The organism is Hwangdonia seohaensis, from assembly GCF_031932625.1.
In the GTDB taxonomy this organism is placed as follows: Bacteria; Bacteroidota; Bacteroidia; order Flavobacteriales; family Flavobacteriaceae; genus Hwangdonia; species Hwangdonia seohaensis.
The window spans coordinates 538961-559822 of sequence record NZ_JAVSCK010000003.1 but is presented as its reverse complement, the minus strand read 5'-3'; the positions used below and the strand labels follow the sequence as shown (position 1 = coordinate 559822).

At 36.4% G+C, this 20862-nt stretch carries 19 protein-coding genes and 1 other RNA gene; 9 read left to right on the top strand and 11 right to left on the bottom strand.

Translation table 11 applies throughout. The features are described 5' to 3' along the window. Positions 1-34: 34 nt before the first annotated feature. The 4 genes from rny to RNZ47_RS11495 all read right to left on the bottom strand — a co-directional run bounded on the left by rny (position 35) and on the right by RNZ47_RS11495 (position 2447). Positions 35-1612, bottom strand: a complete 1578-nt coding sequence (gene rny / locus RNZ47_RS11510) for a ribonuclease Y (protein ID WP_311940102.1) — start codon at positions 1610-1612, stop codon at positions 35-37. A gap of 55 nt (positions 1613-1667) precedes the next feature. Next, positions 1668-1791, bottom strand: a non-coding RNA gene (gene ssrS, locus RNZ47_RS11505) — 6S RNA. A 56-nt stretch (positions 1792-1847) separates the two neighbouring features. Then, the gene (locus RNZ47_RS11500) at positions 1848-2141 is read right to left on the bottom strand and encodes a cell division protein ZapA (RefSeq protein WP_311940100.1); all 294 of its coding nucleotides are present in this window, start codon (positions 2139-2141) and stop codon (positions 1848-1850) included. 15 nt (positions 2142-2156) lie between these two features. Continuing rightward, the gene (locus RNZ47_RS11495; RefSeq protein ID WP_311940098.1) at positions 2157-2447 is read right to left on the bottom strand and encodes a coiled-coil domain-containing protein; all 291 of its coding nucleotides are present in this window, start codon (positions 2445-2447) and stop codon (positions 2157-2159) included. 228 nt (positions 2448-2675) lie between these two features. Here RNZ47_RS11495 and RNZ47_RS11490 point away from each other — a divergent pair, with 228 nt between their 5' ends. The 5 genes from RNZ47_RS11490 to RNZ47_RS11470 all read left to right on the top strand — a co-directional run bounded on the left by RNZ47_RS11490 (position 2676) and on the right by RNZ47_RS11470 (position 8685). After that, positions 2676-4361 carry a M23 family metallopeptidase gene (locus RNZ47_RS11490; RefSeq protein WP_311940096.1) on the top strand — a complete coding sequence of 562 codons (1686 nt, stop codon included), beginning with the start codon at positions 2676-2678 and terminating at the stop codon, positions 4359-4361. Between the two features lie 12 nt (positions 4362-4373). Beyond that, positions 4374-6836, top strand: a complete 2463-nt coding sequence (locus tag RNZ47_RS11485; RefSeq protein ID WP_311940094.1) for a TonB-dependent receptor — start codon at positions 4374-4376, stop codon at positions 6834-6836. Positions 6837-6985: 149 nt separating this feature from the next. Then, complete coding sequence (locus tag RNZ47_RS11480) at positions 6986-7369, top strand: hypothetical protein (RefSeq protein ID WP_311940092.1); 384 nt, start codon at positions 6986-6988, stop codon at positions 7367-7369. 117 nt (positions 7370-7486) lie between these two features. Next, positions 7487-7990 carry a hypothetical protein gene (locus RNZ47_RS11475; protein ID WP_311940091.1) on the top strand — a complete coding sequence of 168 codons (504 nt, stop codon included), beginning with the start codon at positions 7487-7489 and terminating at the stop codon, positions 7988-7990. Positions 7991-8154: 164 nt separating this feature from the next. Beyond that, complete coding sequence (locus RNZ47_RS11470) at positions 8155-8685, top strand: PH domain-containing protein (protein WP_311940090.1); 531 nt, start codon at positions 8155-8157, stop codon at positions 8683-8685. A gap of 9 nt (positions 8686-8694) precedes the next feature. On the opposite strand, the gene RNZ47_RS11465 is transcribed toward RNZ47_RS11470, so the two are convergent. After that, positions 8695-9834, bottom strand: a complete 1140-nt coding sequence (locus RNZ47_RS11465; RefSeq protein WP_311940088.1) for a cysteine desulfurase family protein — start codon at positions 9832-9834, stop codon at positions 8695-8697. A gap of 115 nt (positions 9835-9949) precedes the next feature. Between RNZ47_RS11465 and RNZ47_RS11460 the strand changes: the two genes are divergently transcribed. After that, positions 9950-10855, top strand: coding sequence for a hypothetical protein (locus RNZ47_RS11460; protein ID WP_311940086.1), 906 nt, complete (start codon positions 9950-9952; stop codon positions 10853-10855). Here the strand turns inward: RNZ47_RS11460 and RNZ47_RS11455 are convergent. Further along, positions 10848-11414, bottom strand: coding sequence for a DUF8465 domain-containing protein (locus RNZ47_RS11455; protein WP_311940084.1), 567 nt, complete (start codon positions 11412-11414; stop codon positions 10848-10850). The two genes, RNZ47_RS11460 and RNZ47_RS11455, sit on opposite strands and share 8 nt — an antisense overlap. Next, positions 11411-11611 (bottom strand): hypothetical protein, encoded by a 201-nt coding sequence (locus tag RNZ47_RS11450; RefSeq protein ID WP_311940082.1) that lies wholly within the window; start codon positions 11609-11611, stop codon positions 11411-11413. The genes RNZ47_RS11455 and RNZ47_RS11450 overlap by 4 nt, the downstream gene beginning before the upstream one ends. A gap of 169 nt (positions 11612-11780) precedes the next feature. Here RNZ47_RS11450 and RNZ47_RS11445 point away from each other — a divergent pair, with 169 nt between their 5' ends. From RNZ47_RS11445 to RNZ47_RS11435, 3 genes are all read left to right on the top strand, one after another. Beyond that, positions 11781-13652, top strand: coding sequence for a T9SS type A sorting domain-containing protein (locus tag RNZ47_RS11445; protein WP_311940081.1), 1872 nt, complete (start codon positions 11781-11783; stop codon positions 13650-13652). Positions 13653-13728: 76 nt separating this feature from the next. Beyond that, a complete protein-coding gene (locus RNZ47_RS11440) occupies positions 13729-14013 on the top strand; it encodes a DUF2752 domain-containing protein (protein WP_311940079.1) in 285 nt (94 codons plus the stop codon). Positions 14014-14022: 9 nt separating this feature from the next. Next, entirely contained in the window at positions 14023-14349 is a 327-nt protein-coding gene (locus tag RNZ47_RS11435) for a CCC motif membrane protein (RefSeq protein ID WP_311940077.1), read from the top strand. Positions 14350-14448: 99 nt separating this feature from the next. Here the strand turns inward: RNZ47_RS11435 and fabV are convergent, their stop codons facing one another. The 4 genes from fabV to RNZ47_RS11415 form a co-directional block, all read right to left on the bottom strand. Further along, on the bottom strand, positions 14449-15639 hold the full coding sequence (gene fabV, locus RNZ47_RS11430) for an enoyl-ACP reductase FabV (protein ID WP_311940075.1): 1191 nt from the start codon (positions 15637-15639) through the stop codon (positions 14449-14451). Between the two features lie 11 nt (positions 15640-15650). Continuing rightward, positions 15651-17051, bottom strand: coding sequence for a dihydrolipoyl dehydrogenase (gene lpdA, locus RNZ47_RS11425; RefSeq protein ID WP_311940072.1), 1401 nt, complete (start codon positions 17049-17051; stop codon positions 15651-15653). A 125-nt stretch (positions 17052-17176) separates the two neighbouring features. Next, positions 17177-18601, bottom strand: coding sequence for a tetratricopeptide repeat protein (locus RNZ47_RS11420; RefSeq protein ID WP_311940070.1), 1425 nt, complete (start codon positions 18599-18601; stop codon positions 17177-17179). After that, a complete protein-coding gene (locus tag RNZ47_RS11415) occupies positions 18598-20826 on the bottom strand; it encodes a carbohydrate binding family 9 domain-containing protein (protein WP_311940068.1) in 2229 nt (742 codons plus the stop codon). The genes RNZ47_RS11420 and RNZ47_RS11415 overlap by 4 nt, the downstream gene beginning before the upstream one ends. Positions 20827-20862: the final 36 nt, after the last annotated feature.

Below are 20862 nucleotides of genomic sequence, written 5' to 3'. Positions count from 1 at the left end.
AGCTGATTTTTTTTTTTATGATTCGTTTAACTTGCTATTTTGCAATATTTACCGCTCTTGTTTCTCTAATTACGGTCACCTTAACTTGACCTGGATAAGTCATATCGGTTTGTACTTTTTGGGAAATACTAAATGATAATTCCGCGGCTTTTTGGTCGTCCACTTTTTCGCTTTCAACAATAACTCGTAGTTCTCTACCTGCTTGAATAGCATAAGCTTTTTTAACGCCTTGGAAACCAAAAGCAATATCTTCTAAATCCTTTAAACGTTGAATATAACTATCCAATACTTGTCGGCGTGCTCCAGGGCGTGCTCCAGAAATGGCATCACAAACCTGTACTATTGGCGCGAGCAACGATTTCATTTCAATTTCATCATGGTGCGCTCCAATAGCATTGCATACATCATCCTTTTCATTATACTTTTCAGCCCATTGCATACCAAGTATAGCGTGTGGTGTTTCCATATCTGCTTCTGCATCTGGCACTTTTCCAATATCGTGCAGTAAACCTGCACGTTTTGCCAATTTAGGATTCAGCCCCAATTCGGCGGCCATTACACCACAAAGTTTAGCTACTTCGCGTGAGTGTTGTAACAGGTTTTGGCCGTAAGAAGAACGGTACTTCATTCTTCCAACCATCTTTATCAGTTCCGGATGTAAATTATGAATTCCTAAATCTATAACGGTGCGTTTACCAACTTCAATTATTTCCTGTTCAATTTGTTTTTGTGTTTTCTTTACAACCTCCTCAATTCTTGCAGGGTGAATTCTGCCATCGGTCACTAATTTATGCAGCGATAATCGAGCAATTTCTCTTCGAACCGAATCAAAACACGACAAAATAATGGCTTCTGGCGTATCGTCAACAATAATTTCAACACCTGTAGCCGCTTCAATAGCACGAATATTTCTTCCTTCCCGTCCAATAATGCGTCCTTTAACATCGTCTGATTCTATATTGAAAACAGACACACAGTTATCAACGGCTTCCTCAGTTCCTATACGTTGTATAGTATTTATAATAATCTTTTTAGCATCTTGTTCGGCAGTTAATTTTGCTTCTTCCAACGCGCCTTGGATATAGGACATAGCGTCGTTTTTGGCTTCTCCTTTTAAGGATTCAACCAATTGTTCTTTCGCTTCTTCGGCCGATAAACTGGAAATAACCTCGAGTTGTTGCACTTGGCTTTTGTGAAGTTTATCCAAGGCCTCCTGTTTCTTGTCCAAAACATCGAGTCTGTAACTGTAATCTTTTTGTTTGGCTTCAAGCGTGGCATTCAACTTTTTGTTTTTTGAAAGCTCGCTCGATATTTGAGATTCTTTATCGCGGATGCGCTTTTCGGCTTCAGCAATCTTTTTATCACGAGATAAAATAACTTTTTCGTGCTCAGATTTTAGCTCTATAAACTTTTCCTTGGCTTGAAGTATTTTATCTTTTTTAATAGATTCGCCTTCGGTATTAGCTTCCTTTAATATGTTGGATGCGCTTCGTTTGGCATCTCGTATTAACTTAGAAGCTTTGTTTTTTTCAAGCATTTTAGCTATAATAAATCCTATTATAAGCCCTAATAGTACGCCTCCTACTGTTAATATTATTGAATTATTATCCATTATGTTTGTTGGTTAGTGTATATAAAAAAGCCTACACCAGTATAAAGTTTTGTATAAACTCCTTAAAAACAAGTTTAGGGCTAACAAGCTGATCAAGGATCTGCTAGGTGCTAATAAATAACACATGCAGCTTGCTTTTACAACTTAAACTCACCCTTTTTAAAGAATTAACGTTGAGTTTATCAAAAAAAATAACCAATGTAGGCAGTAACTTTTAGTTTATTTTAAAGAACGTTTAAGAGATTAAATGCGATTGTAACAGCTCGTTTAAAGCATTTAGCTTTTCCTCCACATGCTCGCTCACATTCGCTTTATCAATAGATTTCTGTTCAACTTGAGAGGCAAACTGTAGGGCGCACATAGCCAATACATCTTGCTTGTCTCTAACAGAATAGCTTTGTTCAAATTGCTTAATCATGGCCTCGATGTTTTTTGCGGCCTTACGCAATCCCTCTTCTTGACTAGCTTCAATAGTTAAGGGATACACCCTGTTTGCTATTGAGAGCTTTATTTTAAGCTTTTCTGACATTTAATCTATGTTGCATTAATCTGAAAGTTGAGCAATACAATGGTCAATATCCCTAATTAATGCGTTTATTTTAAGCTTTGTTTCTCTCTTATTATCGTCACTACCAAGTATCGAATTTGCCATTTTAAGCGCTTCGTATTTTTCTTCCCAAGTTGTTATTTGCAATTCCTGGTTTTGAAGTGCTTGTTTTGAAGCTTCCAGTTCTTCATTCAATTTTAAATTAGCTTGCTTTAAAAGCTCTTGTTTGTGCAATAGTTTGCTAATTTTGTTTTCTAAAGAATCTACAATATCTTCAATATGACTCATTTACAAATTTCAATACTTATATCACAAAGTTAAGATACCTAGGCTTAAATTACAATTGTTTTATCATAAAATTTTAATTTATTCATTAAGGCTCATAACCAGAGTATTGGCTCGATTATTGCTTTTAACTTTGCTTATTCACACCAAATTAATAATTTAGCTAATTCCAATCAGAACTATCAATAGCCATTTAACACCATTTTTTAACTCAATTGGTAAACCATAGATATGCGATTAACCCTCATGCTTTTTTTATTGCTCTCTACAATTACTGTGGCACAAAACAACTATCCACAAGATTATTTTAGAAGCCCGCTGGACATTCCTTTAATTTTATCGGGTACGTTTGCAGAGTTGCGCTCCAATCACTTTCACTCGGGGCTGGATATAAAAACGCAACAGCGTGTGGGCCTAAATGTGTACGCTTCGGCCGGTGGTTTTGTTAGCAGAATTAAGGTATCTCATTATGGCTACGGAAAAGCCCTGTACATTACGCACCCAAATGGTTACACCACGGTTTATGCGCATTTAAATAAGTTTTCGTCCGATATTGAGGCTTATGTAAAAAAGCATCAATATGAAAAGGAATCTTTTGAAATTGAATTGTTCCCGAGCACCGATGAATTAAAAATTGAAAAAGGCCAAATTGTTGCTTTAAGCGGAAACACCGGCGGTTCGGGCGGCCCACATTTACATTATGAGATTCGCGATAAAACGGAGCGTCCCATAAACCCCATGTTGTTTGGCATGGATATAAAAGATTCCATTAACCCGCTAATTTCTTCTATTTATGCTTATCCGATGGATGAACATTCATTTATAAACCAATCCAATTCCAAAACAAAACTGCGCTTAATCCCTATACAAAATGGCGATTATGTAGTTGAAAACATTGAAGCCATAGGCAATATTGGTTTTGGCATTGAAACCATTGACCGACAAAATTGGGCCGCCAATAAAAACGGGGTTTACAATATCCAAACCTTTGTTAATGGCAGTAAAAACTTCGAGCTCGATTTCAGTCGGTTTTCATTTAGCGAAACCAAGCACCTCAATAGACTTATTGATTACGAACATTACAAAACCCAAAAATCTCGGGTTCAAAAGCTATTCAATCAAAACAACCCTTTAAGTTTGTATAAAGATGTTTTAAACGATGGTGTTTTATCAATAAAAGATAGCACCCATTCGGTTTACAAAATAAAAGTGGGCGATTTTAAAAACAACAACACCTGGGCCACCATAAACATTAAAGGCAATAAAACAAATCGCGGTGAAGCGCTACCCAAAAAAACGACACCGTATTTTATTAATGCCAATGAAACCACCAATTTAAAAAAAGGAAAAGTATCGGTCGATTTATATAAAGACACCTTTTACGAAAATTTTTATTTGGATTTCGATGTAAAAAACGACACCCTTCTTTTGCACGAAGACATTATTCCAACTAAAAAAAGCTTTAAAATTTCTTATGATGTTAGTGCCTATTCCGATAAGGATAAAAGCAAATTATATATTGCTAAATTGATAGGTTACAAAAAATTTCCGGCATATTCTTCAACAAAAAAAATAGGCGATATTTTAACGACTTACTCAAAAAATTTGGGAGAATTCGCATTGGCAACCGATACCATAAGCCCCACCATAACACCGATAAATTTTAAAAAAGGACAATGGTTAAGCAACTTTAGATTTTTAAAAATTAAGATTGATGATGAACTTTCTGGCATATCAAATTATAGGGCAACCGTAAACGGAATATGGATTTTAATGGAGTACGATTACAAAACAAAAACCCTAACACACGATTTTAACGATGGGATGATTACGGAAACAAAAAATAATTTAAAGCTAATTGTTACCGATAATGTTGGAAATAATTCTACTTTTGAAACTGTGTTTTACAGGAAATAAATTTTCTCGCTTTTGAATTCAAGATTTTCACTTACAGCCATCCTTTTTTTATTGTTTCTTGCATTGGGCTATTCGCAAACGGCAACCCTTAAAGGTATTGTTTTAAATGAAGAAAATACGCCCGTTTCCAAAGTAAACATTAAAGCCGGAAGTGATGGCACCACCACCAACGAAAACGGATTTTACACTTTAAAAATTCCTGCAAACCAAGATATTACCGTTGAATTCTCTCATCTTGTTTATAAAAAAATAAGCATCACTTTCAATCTTAAAAATGGCGAAAGCCATGAGTTTAATCCCGTAATGAATACCACTGTTGCCCAAATTGCAGCCGTTGTCGTTTCTGGAAATCGCAGAAAAGATGTTGAAGGCGTGACTTCACTAAAACCCAAAACCATAAGAAAAATACCGGGTGCCAATGCCGGTGTCGAGAATTTATTATTAACCCTCCCCGGAGTTAGCAACAATAATGAGTTGAGTACACAATACTCGGTGCGCGGTGGCAATTACGACGAAAATTTGGTATATGTAAATGGCATTGAAGTGTATCGGCCGTTTTTAATTCGCTCGGGGCAACAGGAAGGTTTAAGTTTTGTAAATACCGATTTGGTGCAGAATGTCGATTTTTCATCGGGTGGATTTCAAGCCAAATACGGCGATAAATTATCATCGGTTTTAGATATTACCTATAAAAATCCGTATCAATTCGAAATCAATGCCGATTTAAGTTTATTGGGCGGTAGTCTTTCGTACGAAGACATAAGCAAAGACTCAAAATTCACAAGTATTGTTGGCATTCGCTACCGCGATAATGGTTTATTGGTCAATGCCAAAGAAACCGAAACCAATTATAATGCGGCTTTTGCCGATGCTCAAGCATTTTTAACTTATAAATTTACCGATAAATTCCAGTTGAGTTTTTTAGGAAACGCCTCATTAAACAAATACAATTACGAGCCACAAACGCGACAAACCAATTTTGGTACGCTGGCTGATCCGTTGGCATTATTAGTATTTTACGAAGGCCAGGAAAAAGACCAATATCAAACGCTTTTTGGCGCTTTGAAAGGCACTTATTTTGCAAACGACAATTTAACGCTTCATGCCATTGCATCAACCTATCACACCACAGAAGAAGAGTATTTTGATATTTTAGCGCAATACCGATTGGGAGAAGTAAACACCAATATTGGTGATGAAGATTTGGGCGAAGTTGAATTTAGCGAAGGTATTGGTGGACAATTAAATCATGGACGAAACGATTTAGATGCACTTATAACCACGATTGAGCATAAAGGCGATTTAAAAATTAATGACAACCGTATTGAATGGTCTGTTAAGTATACCAACGAAGATATTCGCGACAGCTTGGTGGAATGGGAGGTTATCGATTCCGCTGGATTTTCAATTCGTCCGCCACATATCGATGCTTTTAACGAGCAACCTTACACGCCGTTTGAAGGCCCCATTGAACCTTTTCAAAACGTGCGAGCCACAAACAACACCAAAATTAACAGGCTGCAAGCCTACGCCCAATGGAGCAAACGTTCTGTAATAGGAACCAGTGATGTTTGGTACAATGCGGGATTGCGAGTGCATAATTGGTCGGTTAATGGTGATGGCATTTCATCTTCTAATCAAATCGTATTTAGTCCGCGTGCGCAATTCGCCATAAAACCTTATTGGGAAAAAGATATGTTGTTTAGAATTGCAGGAGGCTTATATTATCAACCACCATTTTATAGAGAGTTACGAGATGCCGATGGCGTTGTTCAGCCCAATGTAAAGGCGCAACAATCGTTTCATTTGGTATTGGGAAATGACTACAGTTTTAAAATGTGGGAGCGCCCCTTTAAATTAACAACCGAGGCTTATTATAAATGTTTAAGCGATGTAAACCCTTATACTTTGGAAAACGTTCGCATCCGTTATCGCGCTAACAATTCCGCGAAAGCGTATGCCTATGGATTGGATATGCGTTTGAATGGCGAATTTGTACCGGGAACCGAATCGTGGTTTAGTTTTGGCTATTTAAAAACCGAAGAAAACATAAACAACAGAGGCTATATTGCACGCCCCACCGACCAACGTTTAAAGTTTGCGGCATTGTTTCAGGATTACGTGCCCAACATTCCGAGCATGAAAATGTACTTAAATTTGGTATTTAACACGGGTTTACCGGGTGGCTCGCCAAGTTATGCCGACCCTTATGAATACCAAAACCGTTTGCCATCGTACAAACGCGCCGATGTTGGTTTTCAGTTTGTAATTGTTGACGATAAAAAGCAATTTAACAGCGGTTGGAAAAAACCATTTAAGGAACTTACGTTTGGAGTTGAGATTTTTAACATTTTCGATGTTCAAAACTCCATAACAAATACTTGGGTGCGCGATGTGTATAGCAAACGCCAATATGCCATTCCCAACTTTTTAACACCGCGGGTTTTTAATGTGCGAACCACCATGAAGTTTTAATGTTTTTTTAACAGCCATTTTAAATTTTGTATTAAAAACAGTTATAACTTTGTATATGTAAAAGTCCGAAACGGACTTTTGGATGCTTTAACCCATGTTGCTTGAAATTAATAAACTACTAAAAACAGGGTTTGCAAAACCTTCAAAAGATGAAACAGCTTTTTAGAAATATTTTTACCTTAAGTGTTTTGCTTGTTTATAGCTTAGGCAATGTTATTTCTATACAACAGGTTGTTAGCAATTCGGTTTCAAGCGTTGAAAAGCATCAAGGCGATACCGTAAAAGACTCAGATGCTACAAAAGCACTTGTTTCTTATTTGTATTCGAATAAAGGTTTTATCGATAGCGTTTTCAACGATTTTTCTTTTGATTTTAATTTTGAAACTGAGGATTTTAAAACTTCGTTTTCGGCTTTAAAACACAAAGAACCGTATACGCAAAACAAAGTAAACACTTACCTAAATTATAGTAAACACATACAACCGGGGCTATCTATTAAGGCTCTGCTCTACCCGTTTCATACGTTTTCTTAAATTCCAGATTGCTTTTTATTTACGCTAATGGTCTGTTTGACTAATTGGCTCTATTATTTCATTTTAATTGGCAAAACAGCCAACTAATTCAACTTATAACAAATAAAAATTTCAATCATGGATACACAAGCCACAATAATTGGATTCATTATATTATTGATAGTCATAACACCTTTAATTTTAATACAAGCCTCTCAAAAAAAGAAAAAGAAACAGTCTAAAAAAGAGTTTTTTGAAGATGCTGAAAAACATCATTTAGACCTAACAACCGTCGATTTTTGGGGCACCTATTACGCCATGGCAACAGACGAAGTTGCTAATAAACTACTCTATTCCAAGATAATCAACGGCGTTCACAACACTGCAGTAATTGATTTAAGCTCGGTTAACTCCTGTAGTATTAAAAAAACCGAAAGACGCTTAAAAAACAAAACAACAAACAAATCTGAAACCGATAAAATAGATTTGGTGATTACTTATAAAACCCCTAAAAAACCGGCAAGCATTTTGGAGTTTTACAACATCGATGTAAATTTTGAAATGAGCAACGAATTCGATTTGGTAAAAAAATGGGAGGCTATGATTATCAGCAAATTGTTAAAAAATGTAAAAGCAGCCTAAAACATTGTTTTTTGTTAGTTTGATTGGTGACACGCTATATTGATAGTTTTTTAGTTTTCTATGTAATATGGCGTGTTGTTATTTAAAGAAACAGCAACCTCATTATTAAGGTTTTAAATTTAGTATATTTATGCAACTTCTTTTTAAAATCATATAAAACAAAAATGACCGAAGAACCCATTGTTATTAAAAAAGCAGAATTTAACCCAAAAATTAAATCGTACATCCTATATGTGGTTTCTTTTTTTTTGCTGATTTCCATTTTGGGCATCCCGATATTAATCGTTTGGATTTTAGGTCTCGGACAACACATTAGCAAACGGTTTTACGACAATTTGGAATGCCAATTGACAACCCGCCATTTAGAGTTTAAAAAAGGCGTGTTGTTTAAAGTTGAAAAAACAATTCCGTTGGAAAACATTCAAGATTTAACCTTTATTGAAAATCCGTTGTTAAAATACCTCGATTTGCGTATTCTTAAAATTGAAACCGCCGGCCAAAGCAACCCCAAGGGCAGTGATATGAAGCTTATTGGAATTATTGATTCCGGCAATTTTAAAAAGCAGGTTTTAAAACAGCGCGAGGCCGTTCAATCGAATTCAAAGAACAACTCACAATCTGTTTCTTCAAATGAAAAAACGAATATTTTACTTGAAGAAATACGCGATTTGCTGCACGACATCAAGCATAAATGAGGTTACATTTTAAATAAATTCACGCAAAACATCAACGACGTAATCTATTTCTTCCTTTGTATTATATATACTAAACGAAAACCGAATGGATGGTTTTTGCATATCGCTCTCATCCAATATTTCTGCCAACACATGAGAGCCTTTTGTGCTTCCGCTTTGGCACGCACTTCCTTTTGAGCAGGCAATGCCCTTTAAATCTAACTGAAACAACAGCATGCCGGCTTTTTCGGGTGCAACGGGCAAACACACATTTACTAAAGTATAAGTTCCCTTTTCCATATCACCTGAATACCCATTAAACTTTACCGATGGGACTTTTGCCATAAGCTGTTCGATAAAATATTGCTTTAAAGATTTAATATATTCAGACTCTTCGTCTAAATTATCGTAAGCCAATTTTATTGCCTCTTCGATACCCACAATATTATGCACACATTCTGTCCCTGCTCTATAACCGCGTTCCTGTTCGCCACCAAAAATTAATGGTTTTAAGCCCGAGTTTTTCCTAATAAAAACAAAACCCACGCCTTTTGGCCCGTGAAACTTATGAGCTGCGGCCGCTAAAAAATCCAACTTAACATCCTGTAAATCTAATTTGTAATGCCCTACCGATTGTACCGTATCGCTATGAAACATGGCGTTTTTTGCTGCACATAAATCGGCCACTTTTTTAATATCCAAAATGTTTCCGATTTCGTTATTAACATGCATTAAACTTACCAGAGTTTTTTCAGACGTATCAAGCAAAGTTTCCAAATGCGCATAATCTACGGTTCCGTTACCGTCAATATTCACATAACTTACCCTTATATTGTATTCTTTTTCAAGCTGATCGATGGTGTGCAAAACGGCGTGGTGCTCAATTTTTGAGGTAATGATATGCGCCACTTTTAGGTCGCGTACAGCGCTTTGCAACACTAAATTATCGGCTTCGGTGCCACCAGAGGTAAACACAATTTCGGCAGCCGATACATTCAAATAACCCGCAATTGTTTTTCTTGACTTTTCAATTAACGATTTAGACGATCTCCCAAAACTATGCGAAGATGAAGCGTTTCCGTAGTTAGCTCGCATCACTTCAGCCATTTTATCAATAACCTCATCACGAATTTGTGTGGTTGCGGCGTTATCAAAATATATCTGTTTCATCGATAATTAAAATTAAGCGGTTTAATAAGTGCCAAAAATACTTGAAATAAAATTATTAGCAATATGATACGTTATAAATAACAATTCCATTATTTTTGCCTTAAAACCCAAACTCATGCGTAAATTATTTTTTACTTTAATAGCCTTTAGTTTTGCTTGTTTTATGTCGTGTAGCGATGGCGATATTATTGATGTTGAACTGGATTTTGAGAATGATTTTTACGCAAAAACTTGTGGCACTTCAGACTTAGTGTTTTATAAGACCAAAAGCGATCCTTCGGAGTCTTTATCCGTGGTTATAAAATCGTTAACGCTAGATCAAATATTAAGTTTTACTGGTGCAGATACTTTAATAACAAAAAGCACGAATGCCTTTAATTACCGAACGTACAGCAATGAAAAAATAATAGGCAACGATTTGTTTTGTAACGATATTCCACCGTCGGACATTATAATTACAAAAGATTACGCAAGTACTTGCGATGCCGAAATAACGGCAACTTTAACCGAAGATGATAATGATGGAATTCCAGCGGCGTTGGAAGATAGAAACGGTGATGGTAATTTAGAAAACGACGATACCGATGGCGATGAGATTTGGGACTATATTGATGAAGATGACGACGGCGACAACGTACCCACAAAAGATGAAGATTTAAATGGTGATGGCGACTTTACCAATGATGATACCGACGGGGATGGCATCCCCAATTATTTAGATGATGACGATGACGGCGATGGCGTAAAAACCATAGATGAAGAAACCAACACCCAAAACCAAGACCCTACAGACGATATTACCAACCCCGATGTGGGGCCCGATTATTTAAACCCAGCTGTTGCCAATACAGACACACCAGCCACGGCATACAGAAAACATACCATTATTAAAACCTATGTGGTAACGTTGATGTTAAAGGGCATTGACATAGATATTTTATCGCAAGACCTTCTTGATTTTGGAGAGCTATCAGACAGCAAAACATCGGGCTCCAGAACCGAAACTCCGGATTTTAATTAGGAGCTACATTTTGGTAAATATAAACCTCGGTGGCACCTAAACCGTATTTTTGATAATTGGCATCGTAGAACTTTACATTGTTGTAGCGCCCAAAAAGATAATCCAGTTCCATTTTTAAAACGCCCTCGCCCACACCGTGGATAAAAACGATTTTTTGAATGCGGTTTTTAATGGCAAAATCCAATTGCCGTTGCGCCGTATTTAACTGTAAGGTTAGCATCTCGTGGTTTGTCATGCCTTTTGGAGATTTCACCAATTGATTGATGTGCAAATCCACTTCCATGGTAGGCTCGTAGCGCTCTTTAGCTTTTACTTTTTTTGAAGCTTTCTTTTTAGGCTGCTCTTTTTCAGAGATAACGGTATCAATATTTGAATGCGAAAACAATTCGTTTTTTAGCGTTTTATCAGATTTGTTTTTAACCAACTCTTCAGCCTTAAAATCCAATAAAAAACCATCTTCGGTTTCAATTGAAATTAAATCGCCATCAATCCGTGTTATCACCCCCGATAAATTTTCATCTAAAACCAAAACGGCATCTCCTAGTTTAAAAGCCTTCATTCATCCTCTTTATTAGTGTTAACAACATCTTCATCATCGGTGTTTTTACTCGGAATACCTCTAGAAATCCTATAAATTCCAATCATTAACACCATAATACCACCAATTAAAACATATTGATTTTGTTCGGTTCCAGCCTTGGAATATACGGCTATAACAGCACCTAGAATGATTAATATGTAATTAAAATATTTCATTTAAAAAGTCGCTTAAATTTAGGTTACCAAATTACACTAAAAAATAGTTTTAGTATCAATAAATGGCCGGTAAAATACAAGCGTCATAATCGTTGTAATGCACCGATAATCGGTATTTTGTATTTTATGTAAAAAAAATCTATCTTTGTTTTTTAGATAAACCTTTTTTATGCCCCATAAATTTACTTTTGTTTTATTGTTTATTACTGGCTTGTCTTTTGCACAAGACTTATATGTTGGCAACAACACTGAGCTTTATGCAAGGGATGTTGTGGTGTTTGTTAATAATGATATTAGGCTTGAGGCCCCAACATCGAACTTTTATTTGAGGGGCGACGCACAGCTTATTCAAAATACGAATATTAAGAATTCGGATGCTGGTGAGTTATCGGTTTATCAAAACCAAACCACGGGTATTTACGACTATAACTTTTGGTGCTCTCCAGTTGGAATAAGTTTAGATGGCACAACACGAGCTAACGTTTCTTTTCAGGGCGACAATTCAATACACGATCCGCAGGACCATACCGATTTAACAAACGTCACCTCGTCTGCATACTTATTTACAAATTCCCACAACGGAACAGCCACCCAACTCTCAAATTATTGGTTATATACTTTAAAAGATGGCGAAGGCTACTTTGATTGGGTACAGGTTTTTGATAACAACCCGGTTACTACAGGCTATGGGTTTACACTAAAAGGAAGCCCAAACGCCAATAACGTTTTAGATTTTAGAGGCAGACCAAACAATGGAACCATTTTAGTTAGTTGTGCTTTTGACGGAATAGACGATGAACCAAATTCTGGCATACCCAATAGAGCTGAAACATTAACAGGAAACCCCTATCCTTCCGCATTGGATTTAAAGCTGTTTTTAATTAATGCTACAAATCAAACCGTTTTAAGTAGCGAGGTTTTTTTCTGGGAGCAAAAACCAAAAAACTCACATGCTTTAGCAAATTACGAAGGTGGATACAGCATATATACTCCGGGTGCCCCGGGTGATTTATCGGATAATGGTACATACGCAACCGCAGCTTTTGAAAGTTATAATTTAGATGGCAGCACAAATACCACAACCACTGGTAACACAACGGATTTTAGCGCAAATAACTCAAGGCGTTTTGCCGCAATAGGCCAAGGTTTTGTGGTAAGCAGTATTGGTTTGGGTGGGAATTTTGAATTTAATAATAGTATGCGCGTGTATTTAGCAGAAGACTCAACTCCTGGAGGTAACGGATCTGTTTTTGCAAAAGGAAATAAGGATAAAGAAGATTCGAAAAAAGATGTCGTTATAATGTCGCACAATAACGTAGACTATGCGACTATTTTAAAAAATCCAACAATTATTCCCGAAATAAGAATACATACGCGAGTTAACAATACTTTTTATAAAGAAAACGTGATTGCGTTTCGAAGTTCGACACCAAACAATGCAACTCACAATCGATTTTACGACGGTATAAATATTCATGCGTTAAGTTCAGATGCTTATCTGCTTTCTGAAAATCAAGAATTGGCTATTAAGTCTATTAATTATGACGCAACAACAAGAATCCCTTTTGGATTGAAAGCCGACCACGACAACATGCCATTCAGTATTAAAGTTAATGCGCTTAAAGATGTGCCTTCAGATGTAAATATTTTTATTTATGACAATTTGAATGGCACGTATACCGATATTAAAAATGCTTCGTTTGAAATAACTTTAGATGAAGGCATTCACAACAGCCGTTTCGAAATAACCTTTAACAGCAAAGCATTACATGTAGATGAGGCTACTTTTACCGATTTTAACATCTATCAGAACAACACCATTTCAGAATTAAAAATTATCAACCCCAATGCTTTAGATGTAAAATCATTCAACTTATTCGATGTTTCTGGAAAACAAGTTTTAAATCAAATTATTTCAGAAGTAAAAAACACTTATACCTTTTCAACAAAATCTTTAAGTGATGGTGTTTATATTGCGAGAATCCGTTTAAAAAACAACCAAGGGTACACTAAAAAAGTGGTTATTTCGAATAAAAACTAAACAGTAATTTAGTTTTAAAAAAGCGGTAGTTTACTTGCTTTTTTTCTAAATTTGGCAAAACTCAATCTTTTTTTTAATGCAAGCGCTTGAAGAATATATGCTCCCCTGTTTAAACAAAACGCTTTTTGGAATGGATTGCATGGGCTGTGGTTTGCAACGTTCAGTATCACTAATTTTCCAAGGTCATTTTGTGGAGGCATTTTATATGTATCCGGCCGTTTACAGCTTAATTTTACTTTTTATATCTATCGTAATAAATATTTTCTTTAAATTTAAACATTCAAATAAAATAATTACCATACTTGCAATTATATCGGTACTAACTATTATAACAAGTTTTATTATTAAATTAATCAATTAAAATTCACACATGGAACAACAAAAACTCAATCCAACTATTGTTTACGTATTAGCTATTTTAGGTCTTTTATGCTGCTGTTTTGGCGGTTTAGGTTTTATTCTTGCTGGTATCGCTTTTTTTATAGCCCACAGCAAATTAAATGCCGTAAAACTTAATCCCGAAAATTTTGAACCTGCAAGCATAAAAGCTATGAATACAGCTAAAATTGTAGCACTGGTTATTCTAATAATCAATATTTTATATTTAGTAATGACTATTTACAGAATATCGACTGTTGGTTGGGATGAACTCATGCAACAATCTCAAGATATGCTAGAACAAATGCAGAATAATTAACACCTATTATCACAATAAAAAAAGCCTCCAAAAAGCATTAAACTTTTGGAGGCTTTTTAATTTATAAGATTTCTTTTCGATTTGAAAAATCACAAGGTATTATTCTTGCAACCCAGGAATATCAACCATTTCGTTTACGTCTTTATCGTAATCGACACCATCAACCTTAAATCCGAAAAGGTTATAAAAATCGGTTTCGTAGCCTTTTAAATCACCAATATTTGGTAAGGTTTCGGTGGTTGCTTGTTTCCAAAGCTCTAAAACTTTCGCTTGAATATCGTCGCGCATTTCCCAATCGTCAATTCGTATTCTACCAGCTTCGTCCAATTCCAAATTTTCAGCATATAAACGGGCATTAAACAGACGTTCAATTTGCTCGATACAACCTTCGTGAATCCCTTCTTCTTTCATCACTTTATACAATAAAGATATGTATAAGGGAATTACGGGAATTGCCGAACTCGCCTGTGTTACCAAAGCTTTGTTAACAGAAACATAGGCTTGACCGTTAATAGCTTTTAAAGCATCGGTAATTTTAAAGGCCGTCGCTTCCAAATGATCTTTTGCGCGCCCAATAGTTCCTTTTCTGTAAACCGCCTCGGTTAGTGATGGCCCAATATAAGAATAGGCTACCGTTTTAAAATCTTCAGACAGAACACCCGCAGATTTTAAGGCATCGATCCACATCTGCCAATCTTCGCCACCCATTACAGCAACGGTATTTTTAATATCCTCTTCTGTCCCGGGTTCGATAGAAATTTCCTTGACTTCACCTGTGTGAAAATCTACCGTGTTATCAGTAAATGTTTGTCCGATTGGCTTTAAAACCGATTTAAAACGCTCGCCGGTATCGGGATGCGTACGAACCGGTGATGCTAAACTGTAAACCAACAAATCGATTTCGCCTAAATCGGATTTAATCAAATCAATGGTTTGCGCCTTTATTTCGTTTGAAAAGGCATCGCCGTTAATACTTTTGGCATACAGACCATCTTTATGCGCTTGGGCTTCGAAAGCGGCACTGTTGTACCACCCTGGAGATGCCGGCCGACCTTCGCTTGGTGGTTTTTCAAAAAAAGCACCAATGGTTGCCGCGTTAGAGCCATAAGCTGCGGTAATTCTTGATGCCAAACCAAACCCTGTGGAAGCTCCAATAACCAATACTTTTTTGGGCCCATTTTTAACGGGTCGTTCTTTTACGTATTCAATTTGATTTAATACGTTTTGTTCGCAACCTGTTGGGTGCGATGTTAAACATATAAAGCCTCTTGTTTTTGGTTCTATTATCATAAATTTCGTTTCTAAATGTGTAATGCCCTATCCTCCGTGGCCGCTAAAGCAGCTTCTTTAATGGCTTCCGTATATGTTGGATGCGCATGCGACATACGTGATACATCTTCCGCTGACGCCCTGTATTCCATAGCTACAACTGCTTCAGCAATCATATCCGCGGCACGAGCGCCAATCATGTGAACACCTAAAATCTCATCTGTTTTTTTATCGGCCAAAATTTTAACAAAGCCATCTAAATCCATACTCGCTCTACTTCTACCTAAAGCACGCATAGGGAATTGACCGGTTTTGTAATCGACTCCAGCGTCTTTTAGTTCTTCTTCGGTTTTACCAACGGCAGCAACTTCTGGCCATGTGTAAACCACTCCGGGAATTAAGTTATAATCGATATGTGGTTTTTGTCCCGCCAAAGTTTCGGCAACAAACACCCCTTCTTCTTCGGCTTTATGCGCTAACATCGCGCCTTTAATAACATCGCCAATAGCGTAAATGTTTGAGGCACTGGTTTGTAAATGATCATTAACTTCAACTTGACCTTTATCATTCAGCTTTACGCCCGCAGCTTCGGCGTTTAAACCATCTGTATATGGGCGACGCCCGACAGATACCAAGCAATAATCGCCCTTAAATTCTACTTCTTCACCTTTTTTGTTATCTGCTTTTACAATTACCTCATCGCCTCTTCGCTCAACAGATTTTACTTTATGCGACGCGTTGATTTTAAATTTCTGCTTTTTTAGTACCTTGTTTAATTCTTTTGAAAGACCAGCATCCATGGTTGGGATAATGCGATCCATATACTCAACCACTGTAACTTCTGCGCCCAATCTTTTATAAACCTGACCCAGCTCCAAACCAATAACGCCTCCGCCTATTACGATTAAATGTTTTGGAATTTCTTTTAATTTTAAAGCTTCGGTTGATGTAATGATGCGCTCTTTATCCAAATTGATAAACGGCAGATTTGATGGTTTACTGCCCGTGGCAATTATGGTGTTTTTGGTTTCAATCTCGGTAGTTTCCTCGCCCTTGATGCTAATATGTGTTGCATCCTTAAAGCTTCCTAAGCCCTGATATACATCAATCTTATTTTTCTTCATTAAAAAATCGATGCCACCCGTGGTTTGGTCGACAACGGATTGCTTACGTGCAATCATTTTTTCTAGGTTGACTTTTACATCGCCAGGGATTTCTATGCCGTGTTCTTCAAAATGCTTCACCGCATCTTCGTAATGGTGCGACGAATCTAAAAGCGCTTTACTCGGAATACATCCCACGTTCAAACAAGTGCCTCCTAGTGTTGCATATTTTTCAATTATTGCCGTTTTCATCCCTAATTGTGCGCAACGTATTGCTGCAACATATCCGCCAGGACCTGAACCAATAATGGCTACATCGTATGATTTCATATATTCTGTTTTGTTATTCGTTATCAAATCGAACACAAAAGTACAAATGTTTTAATTGGAAGGCAATAGTAAACCCTAAAGAGATAGAATTAATGGTAAGTTGGTTGCAAACTGTTTTTAATTATTTACAACAGTTCACTATGTTCCGAAATGATTAAAGCATAATTAATATTATTCATCTCAATTAAATCTTTTATTTTATTTGAAACCGATTTAAAATTTTGGTCATCATTTTTAAGACCATAAGCTTTTGACAACCAATGTAAATAATAAGGGTTGTTGGCATCCAAAGTGTTTAATAAACCTATGGCTTTGTCGTGATTTTTCTCTTTTAGGAAAAGTCTCGCTCGGAGTAGTTTCATATCATCAGAAGGATTTTTGTTGTTTTCAATTATAATTTTTGCTGCTTCATCATTTCCTTTTAAAATATGGGCGAATGCCATAAAATATTCTTCTAAACCTAAAACATTATCTATTGTCTCTTGTCTTGTAATGTTAGTTTTTACAAAATTTTTCCAAGCCATAAAGCTTTGCACTCCTTCGTCTGGTTGGTTGTTTTCAAAATAAAGTCTGGTTATTCGAGAATGGGTTATAAATTGATGGAATATAGGCTCTCTTTTATTTTCTCCTGAAAGGCTTTCTGAATTTTGTTGGTTTAAAACCACGATTGCTGAATCTATTTTTTGCTCTATTAAATAACCACATACTTTTGATCTCCACTTATGGCGGTACTCGTAGTCGCTTAATTCAAGAGTATCCAAAGGTTTTAAAAAATTTCTGGCCTCTTTAAAACGATGTAAAAAACTTAAGTTAGCACTCATTCCCATATACGCCCAAGGGGCATTTGGGTTAATTTTCAAAACGCTTTTATAGGCTTCAATTGATTCTTTATAGCGATGATCCCGCATTAAAAGTTCGGCATAAGTATCTCTTGGGTTTACATGATTTGGGAGAAAAGCGATGTAGTCTTGTATCACTTTCTCAGCATTTTTAAAATCTTGCTTTGCCATGTAAGCATAAGCTAATTCGTTATAATGCCGCGACACTTTCGGGTTGATTTTTAAGGCTTTTTTATAATAATGGATTGCAGAATCTGGTTGATTTACGCCGTGATGAAGGTTTACAAAACCAAACATATAATTTGCGTTTTCGTCCTTGGGGAACAGCTTTACCACGGTTTTAAAACAATCGTATTCTGATTTTCCATCTTGTGTCCCATAAAAATTGTTTCTTGCCAAAATCCAAAGTTTTTCTCCTTCGGATAGTTTATCGAGGTGTTGCATTGCTTGTTTAATATGCAATCGTCTTTTGGCAAAATCGTCCTTTAACATGGCTAATCGAATATGTGCCAGAGCAAATGTTGAATCTAACTTTATGGCATTTTCATATTGTTTTTCTGCTTCATCTGTTTTTAATAATCCTTCAAATTCAACGGCGTGCAGAAACATGGTTTTTGCTTCATTTGATTGCGTTGTAATTGGAATTTTATCATTAGTTGTAGTGCATTTAAAAAGTGCAATTGCCATAAAAGTAACTTGTAATAATTTCATCTTAAAAAGGTTTTTGAAAATTTAACAACAACGACTTGATTGTTGGTAAATGGCGGTTTTGGCGTTAACGCATCTCTATTTATATTGACATTATGGTTGTAAACAAGATATAAATCCGTGCCCTCTGTTGGGTTGTACCTAAAGCGTAAATTGAGACCTGCTTTATTTGACCGTGTATCGTATTGCATATAGCTGTTGAGTGACGCTTTGGATGAAAAATTAAGTTTTAAACGCGAAAAATACCGACTCAAATTTAACTTTCTTGAGGCATTATTAGTGGTGTAAGTCACTGGAAAACTCAACCTGTTATATCTTACTCCCAATTCCGCTTTAAAGGTTTTACTAAAATCGTAGGTCACATTGACATAAGTAGTTAACTGTTTACCACCGTAAAAATCGCCAAATTCCACATCTAAATACAATTGATATGGTTTTGCGTTTCCTGTGCTAATAAACGGGTTCATTTTCCACATTTGGTAAGCTCCCATCGGAACAGCAACATCCTCCGCTATTTGCCATGACGCATATAAATTATCTTCGAGGTACATGGGCATAAAGGCAGACAGCTCGTAGCCTTTTTTGTGCGTTGCCGTAACATAAAAATTGGTTTGAAACACCTCATGCGCACCATTGGACGACAGCCAATATTTAGTTATGTAATGCCCAATTCTAAAATACCTTAAAAACGTTGGATTGGCATACGTTTTTCGCCAGCCATTGTTCAGCGTAAGCCGTTTGGTGTTGGGGCGTTCCACAAACCCCAATTCTGGGTTAAAATTTTCGGTATATTCCCTAAAATAATAATCTATGCCAAAACCGTTGGGACGAAATGTGTTAACGGCCGCTCCGTACATGGGTTTCCAGTTTCCAGTTTGGGTGTCAAAAGTCGCGGCAACCGTAAACCGGGATCTTATAATATCTGTAAACCTTATATTGGCATCAATGGCCAAAAGGTGGTTACTCTCGTCTTTATTAATTTTATTGGTGTTTAATATGCCAATATTTGAACCTTTGGAACCAATGGTTTTTCGCAACCGAGCAACACTCATATTATTTGACAACGCAATGCTTTCAACCTTATGGGTTTGCATACTCAACATGCCGTATTGCCACTTCGAGCTATTACCTGTAAACCTAATACCCCCGATGATGGGGATTGCCGAACCATTTTCGATACCTATTCGCCTTGAATTGAACAATCGGTGATCGAACTGGTTGGAGTTGAACAAATCTGCATTTTCTAAAAAGAATAACCGCTTTTCCGGTAAAAAAATGGGGAATCTTGAAATATTGACCACCCTATCGTCTACTTCAACTTCTGCAAAATCTGTATTCAAAGTAAAATCAATGGTGCTATTGGCCGTGGGTTTATATTTAACATCCAAACCCATATTACTTAATATTTTATCTAAAGTTTCGTTAACTGTGTATTTTTTTCGCTCTAAAAAAGTGGTTTGATTTTTATAGGCCGTACCGTTTTCATTTAATAGATTCTGACTGATAAAATTCCCTTTTAAATACGGAGTGATATAAAGCGGTTTTGAAATTGGTAGATTTTGAAATTGTACTTCTTCCGAATTACTGAAATGATAATGAGCCGATGCAACTTCCGTGTTGTTTTGCGGTGAAATAACACGTTCGTTTTTCTCTTTATATTTTACAATAGCTTTAATGCGCATTGTATTTATAGTAGCAGCTTGGTAGCGCAACGACGAAAACGGAATACGTATTTCTGTACTCCAACCATTATTATTTATTTTTGATGCAGCGCTCCAAAAGGTGTTCCAAGAACTATTGAAATCCTCGCCATTTCTGCTAATTTCTAGATCTTGCCTGGTCCCTAAAGGGTTTGTTCTAAAAACCAAGGTGTTAAGTTTATCATTATAAGAATCAATATAAAACTCAAAATAATCATCGTCTGATTGTGCTTTGTCGCGCTCTAAAGTAGTTGCGAAAATCTCTGAAGGATTGGTAAACGGAATATTGGCCGCGATAAAAAGATACTGCGTATTATAAAGCAATTTTACAATGATTTTTTCCGAAGTACTGGCGCCCAAATTGGGTTCTATTTGCTTAAAATCGGTAAGAACAAAAGCATGTTGCCATTCGGCCGGATCGATAAAACCATCTAATTGGATCGGTGCTGTTGCTTTTGGGATTTCAGTTTGAGAAAACCCCGCATTAGTTAAAATAAAAAAAGCAATAAAGAGGCTTCTAATACGCATAGATAGTATTTTTTGATTGATGAAACTATTGTATTT